Below are 7,295 nucleotides of genomic sequence, written 5' to 3' on the forward strand. Positions count from 1 at the left end.
TTTTTTAAGCTTAATGAGCTTATTTTAACCTATATGACTCATATATATGAAAAAAAGAGGTCGTAACCTCCTAGGCATCATCTGAATTTCCAAATGTGTCTATTTCGTTACAGCCTCTTTTTTATATGAATAATATGAATCCATCATTTATACCAATTTGCGCATATTTGAATTGGAACTTTGAATAAAGAAACAGAATGCTTTTGAATTAAAGAATGGTAAATAAAAAATCCCAGTCTTTTTCAAGTGATTTTAGGGATTTGTTTTTATTATATTTAGTAGCAGATAATATATATAACTAGAAGGATGAATGATGAAAAATAAAAGTCGTGTGCATAATGAGCAAAAACTATTGTTTGCTAATAGATTTGATTTTTAAATAATGTAAAAGTTCAAGCTGGTCATTCTCACTCCATGTCTTTACTTCATTCATGTAGGAGAGAATATCTTGATATGTTTTACTGCCTTTTTCTTCATTTTTAGTTGAACCTAGAAAATAACTAGAGTCAACGTTAAGCGCAGAACAAATTCGTTGTAGTTTATCGAAAGAGGGATTGGAACGCTCTTTCTCAATATCACTCAGGAAAGAATAGGAAATGTTAGATTGTTCAGCTAGAGATTTTTGGCTTATTCCTTTTTGTTTACGTAAAGCTTTAATTTTTCCACCTATACGCATATGACACCTCCAAGTACGCAAATAACGTATTTTATATATCTCAATTATACACACAATCAATGATAATTCAATTAGTAGTATGTTCATTAGAATAAGTATTATTTAGACAATTCGTAATTTACGTATATAATATTGTAAATTACGTTAATTACATATATAATTATATAAGAGGAGGTTCATGATGAATGTTGGAAAAAAAATTAAAGAGGAGCGGTTAAGGATTGGTTTAACCCAGAAAGAGGTAGCGCAACGATGTGGAACAAGTACCTCATACATATGTGATATTGAAGTAGGGAGAACCAACCCATCATTAAAAACTTTAGAAAAGATTAGCAGAGCATTAGAATTGGACATGAAAGAGTTATTATAAAAAATATGAAGGAGAAATGAAATGGAAAAGAAATATATGGCTTTGATAGCATTAGCAATTAACTTGATAGGAGGAATATTGGTTTTAGTCAGTACAATGAGCTTTGAAATGCTTATTAAATTGCATGATATTGTTAACATAGTAGCACTTCTTGTTATTCTTGTGGGAATCGTATTATATTTGAAAAAGATGAACATAGTAAGCGCAGTGATTTCTGCAATTTCTGGAATCGTTATCTTTCTTGCATCAAATGGAAATGTAAGAACAGTTTGCGCTATTGCATTGCTAGCATCTTGCTTTATTCTTTATAAGAATTATAGAGATTTATTGAAAACAGTCAATAGAGACGAAATAAATGCCTTAGGCAAGAAGATTAGCAAGGTTGTATCAAGCAGTATGGTGATGGATAAAGAAAATGTCGTATGCGAAAAATGTGGAAAATCATATTCCAATGAAATAAACTTTTGTCCTGATTGTGGAACCCCAAAATCAAATAAAAGAAACAAAAATATTTGTTCAAGTTGTGGTATAGAAGTTGATGAAAAAATTAAATTTTGTCCGAGTTGTGGTCAAAAGATTGGAGAATAGGATAATGAAGAAGATATCTTTGCTAATTGTATCCGTATTTATGCTTATAGGATGTAGTAAATCTCCAAGTTCATGTACTTATGGAGAAACATGTTCGAAAAAAAACTATTCAATAACTGCCGACAATGTCAACGCGAATTATGATGGTGTAACAATTGATTTTGAAATATCTAATAATAGTGATGATGATATGAAAATATCCTATAATGATTTTTCATTGATTGATGATAGTAATGCAGAGTATTCCGCAATTTCCCTATCAAATGATAATTCATTAGGTTTTATTATTATAAGTGGTAACGCAAAAAAGAAAACTACGGTTTTTTTCAATGCAAACACCTATGATAAAATAATTGAAATAAGATATAAGGATTTTGATGATGAAACTGTCAAAATCAAATTTGATGGGAATAAGCTTTTGAAAGAAGCATTAGAAAAACAAGATGAAAATAATCATGCAGTTGATGATAGAATTGAAAAAGAAGAGTTGTTGAAGGATTTGAATAGTTCATTTAATGAAGAAGGTATCAAATATACTTTTGATACATTACCAAAATATGATAGTGAAGTAATTAATACAGTGAGACAATTAAACCGTAACCAAGTATCAAAGTACATATTAGATGGAGCTCAAAAAGCTTATGATAACGGAATAACAATTACTTCTGAATTAATTACAGTTCTTCGTGAGGAAGAAAATTTATTGCTTGAAAAACAAAGGGAAAAGGATCAAGTTGTGCAGCAAAATAAACTATTTACAAAGGAAGATATCGTTTCGTCAATAAACTACAATTCTGTATATTTCGAACATGGTAGATATTATACTGTTGATGATATACCAAATTACTCCATTGAGGTAAATAAGAGAGCTAAAGAGTTGCGTTCCATGTATGGAAAATTTTCAAAATACACTTTAGATAAGTTACAAGCAATCTATGATAATGGTGGAGATATCAGCTCAGTGAGTATAGAATCAATACTAGAAGAAGAAAGAAGTAAAGATAATTCTAAAGAAGTTAAAGCTAAAATGGTTAAGGAAGGTATTGATATAGAAACAGGTTTAAAGAAGTAAGCAGTTTAGTTCCAATTGAGTCTACTATTAAAATTATTTTAAGGCTAGAGGTTAATGAAATCAGACTGTTTTGATTTTATCAGCATCTAGTTTTTTTGTTTCATCAAGGAAAAAAAGTGATATATCAGTGCTTATAAAGCACCATCGCAGCAATCTTTGTTTCTATGACAAAGTAAGAATTAGTCCAAAAGAGTTATATATACACTCATATAAAAAAAGAGCCTACAGTTTCATCAATAGACTCTTTAGTATCTTATCTTTTATTAGATTTCTTTGTTGAACGAATGTATCCGTAAATGATACATAATAGGCTTATTACTAAAGATGAAAAGATGTTCGTAATATTTTGAAATGATAAATATGAATGCGTACTACCAGCGATATAATTGATAATAGGTGTTATGATACCTGCCCACATACTCACAAGGATTGCTACTTTATACCATTCATTTATCTTTAAATATTTGCAAATAGCATAAGAAGTCCATAAACCTATTACACTTATTGATCCTATTGGAACAGCCAGAGAGTTATACCAATTTTTAATAGACAACACACTTTCTAAAAGGTATAGATAAGGTAGTATTGCGACTGTGATAAATAAGAGAAACAAAACTATTTTATGTTTCTTCGCAAACAACGGTAAGATTACTATATATCCAAAAAATATTGATATTAGCGGAACTGAACTCCATGTAATGTTATTGTTTAATGCATAATCCACCATACCACAAATACCCATTGCGATGATACAAAGCAATGCTAGTATCATAATCCAAATATTTTTGTTTTCAATCAAATAGCGTCTACATTTTGAAAACCTTGTTTCTACCTTCTGTAGCGTAGGTCTTTTCTCTACATGTGAAGCTTTTATGTCAATTTCTGCTAGTTCATCTAAACTAACGTTATATAACCTAGATAACCCAATCAATTGATCTAAATCAGGTTTTGTTTGATTTAGTTCCCAATTAGAAACTGTCTGTCTACTAATTTCTAATTTTTCTGCTACTTGTTCCTGGGTCATTTTATTCTGTTTTCGTAAATTCATCAAATTTTCCCCAAAAGCCATAATAATCACTCCTTTTCAATGTTCATTTTACTATAAAACAAGTAGTATCACTAGCAAAAGTCTTTGGAATTTGCGCAAGTATATTTTGCATTTTCCTTCGCAAAGATTCTTAACATTGGTACATAGAAGGATTTATTCTATTATTTCTAAAGCTTTCCTATAACAATCTCATCTGAGTAGGAATTATTCATATGAAAATATTGTTATGTATCTTTGTTTATAAGGAGTATAATGTTTATGTAATTATACGTTAGCTAAAACAACTCAAGTATGTATCAAAAGAAAACAAATATGAGCAAAGGAGGAATTATTGAAATGAATGCATTTTTTTTATTACTTCCTTTTCTAATGATTAGATTTACATTACTTTCTTTTATAAATAAAGATGCTATAAAGAGAGCTTCTCACTTTCCAGAAATGATAGGGAATGAAAGATGGGCATATTATATTTATCAAATAACAAACATAGCCATAGTGCTATATCTATTTTTTTTAAAGGTTGAAATAGTTTATTCTTGGCAGTGTATATCTGGGTTTATATTATATATTTTAGGATTGATATTGTGTGCAATTACAATTGTTAATTTTGCGAAACCTACAATAGAAGGTTTTAATAAGGATGGTTTATATAGGTTTTCTCGTAATCCAATGTATGTATCGTATTTCTTGTATTTTATGGGATGCGCTTTGTTAACGAATTCATATATATTATGTGCGATAGTTATCTTGTTTCAAATGAGTGCTCACTGGATTATTTTATCTGAAGAAAGATGGTGTATTACGAAATTCGGTAATACTTATATAACTTATATGAAAGAGGTTAGAAGATATGTATAAGTAAAGAAGCCCTATACTTTATTGTACGGGGCTTTTTGATAGATTCATAAGGGATGAAAGAATACTTATTTATAAAAGACTACTTAGCTTAATGCTTTTTAAGTATTCTTCAAGATTATGGTCGATTGGATTCCAAATCTCTCTTTGTAAAACACATTTTAATGGGTCGTTACTTTCCTTCACTTTTACGATACTTGAATTTGTTTCCATTGTATGGACAATATCATAAATCGTAATTTCATCAGCTGATCTAGAAAGTTGATATCCACCATGACTTCCTCTTACACTTTTTAATAAGCCAGATTTTTTTAATTTCGCAAAAATAAGTTCTAGATAACGTTCTGATATATTTTGGTTTTGTCCGATTTCCATAATTGATAAAGTTTGATTTGCTGCAGCAAGGTCAATCATACTACGAACAGCGTATCTTGATTTTGTGGATAATTTCATTTTGCCACCTCTTTTTTATACATGATAGCTAAATCGTATAATGTTTTCGATTGTAGCACATGAAAAATCTCTTCTTGTACTCCGTACCAAATAGGTTGCGTCTTACATTTAGCTGCTCTAGGACATACTTGTGAAAGACAAAGTACAGGATCCAGCTTTCCTTCTACAGCAAGTATGATATCTTTTGAGGTAATCTCTGTAGTTGGTTTTGCTATTTGATAGCCACCTTCTTTTCCACGAGTACTATTAATGATACCTGCAGTTTTCAATGATTTAAAAATCTGTTCAAGATACTTGATAGAACAAGATCTGTGCTCTGCAATTTCTCGAACACTTACGCATTTGTCTTCACCTTTAGAAGCTAGTTCAATCATTGCTTCTAAAGCATAAACGCCTTTTGTTGAAATTTTCATATTCCCATATTCTCCAATACTAATGAGGGTTCATCAAGTCAATTTCTAACGTATGATTTTTGATGAATTCATTGGTTACAGTTATACTATACCATACATAAAGTATGAATAGAGTTTTTATGGATTTATAGTATCATAAGTGGAGAGAAATCTCAACTTACATACTAGACTTTTAAAAATGTTTATGATATACTTTTATGGCATCAAAAAAACAAGATATGTTAAAGCAACTTATCAGACACGGAGTAGTACTCAAGCGGCTGAAGAGGTGCCCCTGCTAAGGGTATAGGTCGGGAAACTGGCGCGAGAGTTCAAATCTCTCCTACTCCGCCATTATTAAAATAACACCGTAAATACGGTGTTTTTTAGTGCTTCCGTATAAAAAGACGAAAAAAAGACGAAATCACATCTTGATTGTTATAGGCTTTTATGTAATTATATACTTAAAGAGGGCGATAATATGGCAGTTTATAATGAAAATGGAAAATGGTATATCAAAGGGAAAATAAAAAAAGATAATGGAACATACTACAACTACAAGAAGATAGTTAAAGATGCTAAACAATCACGTGATGCGAAGGATTTCGAAACTGATTTCATTCGTAAATATCAAGATATTCAAAAATCGAAAAAAGGTATAACGTTAAAAGAACTATGTGATGAATTTAGTTCGAGTGAAAAAAATATAAAAAAAGCGAGTGCTAGATGTAAAAAAGATATATTAGATAAGGTGTGCCTAGAACTTGGTAGTAAGAAAATAAATCTATTAACAAAAGAAATTTTACAGAAATACTTTGATGGATTAGAAGAAAAGTATGCCGAGAGTTATGTGTTTCGTATATATTACGGATTAGGGAATGCTTTGAATTATGCAGTTGATCAAGATTATATTATCGTTTCTCCATTGAAAAAAGTACATTGTACTGTAAAAAGAGATAAAGTAAAAAAAGAAATGCTTTTTTGGGAACCTGAACAATTTGATTCTTTTATAGAATATGTAGAAGATCAAGATGATAGAGATTTATTTATGCTTTTATATCATATGGGAATGAGAAGGGGAGAAGCATTTGCGTTGCAGTGGAAAGATATTAAGTTCGATGAGAATACAATAAGCATATATAAATCAATAACTAATAAAATAAAAGGAAAAGCTTGGGAAGTGACATCGCCAAAGACAAAAAACAGTGTTCGCAATATTTCGATGCCATGGATAATAAAAGATTTATTGAAAAAGAGATATGGAAGACAAAAACAAATATATGGATTTAACGCAGAATGTTTTATATTTGGATTTTTTAGACCATTGGCACCAACAACCGTAGCTAGGAAGTTAAATAGGTATATCAGTGCAGCAAATGAAGGTGGAAAGAATTTACCGTTGATTAGAATTCATGATTTGCGTCATTCTCATGCATCTTATCTAATTAATAACATGTCGGATAAATATACGGATTTTGATGTCGCAAAACGTCTAGGAGATACCGTACAAACGTTACATGACACATATGCGCACTGGTTTAAACAAGCTGACAAAGCAATAATCGAAATGATGGATGGAAAAGCTGAAGCAGGAAGCAAATATGATGAATTAAAAGAATTGAAGGAATTACTAGATTTGGAAATAATCACGAAAGAAGAATTCAATTTAAAGAAGAAAGAAATATTAGGTATATAAAAACCGCGTAAATTCGCGGTTATTTTATCTATTAGGAACTTGCATAATTTAAGTGGAAATGAGAGAAAACGAAAAAAACATGACGAAAAGGCTCTAAGAAGAGCCAAAGAAGGACACGACAAGTTTTTACTTTTGATTCTCTAGA

At 30.2% G+C, this 7,295-nt stretch carries 9 protein-coding genes and 1 tRNA gene; 6 read left to right on the plus strand and 4 right to left on the minus strand.

The window, feature by feature from the left end; all coding sequences use genetic code 11:
* Positions 1-349 precede the first annotated feature (349 nt).
* Positions 350-676, minus strand: coding sequence for a helix-turn-helix domain-containing protein (locus ACWG42_RS14690; RefSeq protein WP_455793316.1), 327 nt, complete (start codon positions 674-676; stop codon positions 350-352).
* Between the two features lie 181 nt (positions 677-857).
* On the opposite strand from ACWG42_RS14690, the gene ACWG42_RS14695 reads away from it, so the two are divergent.
* The 3 genes from ACWG42_RS14695 to ACWG42_RS14705 are packed head-to-tail and all read left to right on the plus strand — an operon-like array spanning position 858 to position 2,706.
* Entirely contained in the window at positions 858-1,046 is a 189-nt protein-coding gene (locus tag ACWG42_RS14695; RefSeq protein ID WP_455793317.1) for a helix-turn-helix domain-containing protein, read from the plus strand.
* A gap of 21 nt (positions 1,047-1,067) precedes the next feature.
* Entirely contained in the window at positions 1,068-1,634 is a 567-nt protein-coding gene (locus ACWG42_RS14700; RefSeq protein ID WP_455793318.1) for a zinc ribbon domain-containing protein, read from the plus strand.
* A gap of 4 nt (positions 1,635-1,638) precedes the next feature.
* Positions 1,639-2,706, plus strand: coding sequence for a hypothetical protein (locus ACWG42_RS14705; RefSeq protein WP_455793319.1), 1,068 nt, complete (start codon positions 1,639-1,641; stop codon positions 2,704-2,706).
* 253 nt (positions 2,707-2,959) lie between these two features.
* Here ACWG42_RS14705 and ACWG42_RS14710 read toward each other — a convergent pair whose 3' ends face one another.
* Entirely contained in the window at positions 2,960-3,775 is an 816-nt protein-coding gene (locus ACWG42_RS14710; protein WP_455793320.1) for a helix-turn-helix domain-containing protein, read from the minus strand.
* 270 nt (positions 3,776-4,045) lie between these two features.
* On the opposite strand from ACWG42_RS14710, the gene ACWG42_RS14715 reads away from it, so the two are divergent.
* Positions 4,046-4,612, plus strand: a complete 567-nt coding sequence (locus ACWG42_RS14715; protein ID WP_455793321.1) for a methyltransferase — start codon at positions 4,046-4,048, stop codon at positions 4,610-4,612.
* Between the two features lie 69 nt (positions 4,613-4,681).
* On the opposite strand, the gene ACWG42_RS14720 is transcribed toward ACWG42_RS14715, so the two are convergent.
* Positions 4,682-5,062 carry an RrF2 family transcriptional regulator gene (locus ACWG42_RS14720; RefSeq protein ID WP_455793322.1) on the minus strand — a complete coding sequence of 127 codons (381 nt, stop codon included), beginning with the start codon at positions 5,060-5,062 and terminating at the stop codon, positions 4,682-4,684.
* On the minus strand, positions 5,059-5,475 hold the full coding sequence (locus ACWG42_RS14725; RefSeq protein WP_455793323.1) for an RrF2 family transcriptional regulator: 417 nt from the start codon (positions 5,473-5,475) through the stop codon (positions 5,059-5,061). Before ACWG42_RS14725 ends, ACWG42_RS14720 begins: the two co-directional genes overlap by 4 nt.
* A gap of 242 nt (positions 5,476-5,717) precedes the next feature.
* Between ACWG42_RS14725 and ACWG42_RS14730 the strand changes: the two genes are divergently transcribed.
* Positions 5,718-5,808, plus strand: a tRNA-Ser gene (locus tag ACWG42_RS14730).
* A 127-nt stretch (positions 5,809-5,935) separates the two neighbouring features.
* Positions 5,936-7,150, plus strand: a complete 1,215-nt coding sequence (locus ACWG42_RS14735) for a site-specific integrase (protein WP_455793324.1) — start codon at positions 5,936-5,938, stop codon at positions 7,148-7,150.
* Positions 7,151-7,295: the final 145 nt, after the last annotated feature.

The organism is Amedibacillus sp. YH-ame10, from assembly GCF_053848885.1.

Excerpts from the sequence above, each read along its gene's own strand:
- ACWG42_RS14720 (WP_455793322.1), bottom strand. The coding sequence starts at position 5,062 with ATGAAATTATCCACAAAATCAAGATACGCTGTTCGTAGTATGATTGAC.
- ACWG42_RS14710 (WP_455793320.1), bottom strand. The coding sequence starts at position 3,775 with ATGGCTTTTGGGGAAAATTTGATGAATTTACGAAAACAGAATAAAATG.
- ACWG42_RS14725 (WP_455793323.1), bottom strand. The coding sequence starts at position 5,475 with ATGAAAATTTCAACAAAAGGCGTTTATGCTTTAGAAGCAATGATTGAA.
- ACWG42_RS14735 (WP_455793324.1), top strand. The coding sequence starts at position 5,936 with ATGGCAGTTTATAATGAAAATGGAAAATGGTATATCAAAGGGAAAATA.
- ACWG42_RS14690 (WP_455793316.1), bottom strand. The coding sequence starts at position 676 with ATGCGTATAGGTGGAAAAATTAAAGCTTTACGTAAACAAAAAGGAATA.
- ACWG42_RS14700 (WP_455793318.1), top strand. The coding sequence starts at position 1,068 with ATGGAAAAGAAATATATGGCTTTGATAGCATTAGCAATTAACTTGATA.
- ACWG42_RS14705 (WP_455793319.1), top strand. The coding sequence starts at position 1,639 with ATGAAGAAGATATCTTTGCTAATTGTATCCGTATTTATGCTTATAGGA.
- ACWG42_RS14695 (WP_455793317.1), top strand. The coding sequence starts at position 858 with ATGAATGTTGGAAAAAAAATTAAAGAGGAGCGGTTAAGGATTGGTTTA.
- ACWG42_RS14715 (WP_455793321.1), top strand. The coding sequence starts at position 4,046 with ATGTATCAAAAGAAAACAAATATGAGCAAAGGAGGAATTATTGAAATG.